The 1,414-nt window shown below is 40.7% G+C and carries 2 pseudogenes; both read left to right on the forward strand.

Features of this window, described 5'->3' with window-relative positions:
- Positions 1-1,128 (forward strand): annotated as a pseudogene (locus tag ACFILH_RS02170) (hypothetical protein); the annotation flags it as partial.
- A pseudogene (locus ACFILH_RS02175) lies at positions 1,100-1,414 on the forward strand (adhesin); the annotation flags it as partial. The pseudogenes ACFILH_RS02170 and ACFILH_RS02175, both read left to right, overlap by 29 nt.

Here is a 1,414-nt window from a genome sequence, read left to right on the forward strand (position 1 = left end):
AATGTTGTCAGTGATAGCCTTGCCAAGCAGGATGATAAGACGAAAGTTATCACTATTGGTAAAGAAGTAGAAGGTACAGAAGTCAATATTGCCAGCAGTAAGAAAGAAGAAAGGATTCTTTCAGGTGTTAAGGCAGCAGAGAAAGACAATGAAGCAGTCAATAAAGCGCAGCTTGATAAAAGTCTGAAGGATCTTTCCAGCAGCCTTCAGTCTGATGATTCAGCAGTGGTTCTCTACGATAAACAGGCAGATGGTAAAACTGATTATAGCAGTGTGACTTTAGGTAAAGGTAAGGATGCAGGACCAGTTGCGCTTCATAATGTCAAAGATGGTACCATTGCTGAAAATTCACGTGATGCAATTACGGGTAGTCAGATCAACACAATTTCTCAGAATGTGGCTAAATTCCTTGGTGGTGATGCAAAATTTGTTGGCGGTACGTTTACAGGACCAACCTACAAGTTATCCAAGGTTGATACGGATGGTAATATAACAAACGGCTTTTTTGATAATGTTGGTAGTGCATTTATTGGTCTTGATGATAATATCAAGAATGTAAATGCACGGATTAAGGAAGTTTCTGAAGGGGTAGCGCAGGATTCTTTGAATTGGAGCAAGGAAGCCAATGCGTTTGTAGCGCGTCATGAGAAGAAGCAAGAAGAAAAAGGCAGAGCTGTAAGGACACAAGAAAACAGTAGAATTACGTTTCTAGCAAATGGTGAGATTAGCGCTAAATCAACAGATGCTGTAACGGGTGGTCAGCTTTTTGAAACGAATGATAAGGTTATTACTTATTTAGGGGGCAATGCAGCTTTTAATAATGGTGCGTTTACAGGGCCAACCTATAGTTTATCGGAGATTGATAAAGATGGTAAGATAACAGCCAAACCTTTTACCAATGTTGGTTCAGCTTTTGAGGGCCTTGATGCAAATATCAAGAATGTGAATCAGCGTATTAAGGAAGTTTCTGAAGGAGTCGCACAGGATTCTTTGAATTGGAGTAAGGAAGCCAATGCGTTTGTAGCTAAGCATGGAACGGAAGGAAGCAATAGCAAATTGAAGTTTCTTTTAGATGGTGACATCACGGCAAACTCAACGGATGCGATCANCCAATGCGTTTGTAGCTAAGCATGGAACGGAAGGAAGCAATAGCAAATTGAAGTTTCTTTTAGATGGTGACATCACGGCAAACTCAACGGATGCGATCACTGGCAACCAACTTTATTCAATGAATCAAACAGTTGCGACGTATTTTGGTGGAGGCGCTGGCTATGAAAATGGAAAATGGGTTGCCCCTACCTTCAAGCTTAAAACTATCAATGAAGATGGTAGTACTGGTGAGGAAAAGGTTTACAATAGTGTAGCGGAAGCATTTGCTGGTGTTGCGAGTTCTATCACGAATGTTCATAATGAT

Source organism: Bartonella sp. CL435QHHD (assembly GCF_042195095.1).
In the GTDB taxonomy this organism is placed as follows: Bacteria; Pseudomonadota; Alphaproteobacteria; order Rhizobiales; family Rhizobiaceae; genus Bartonella.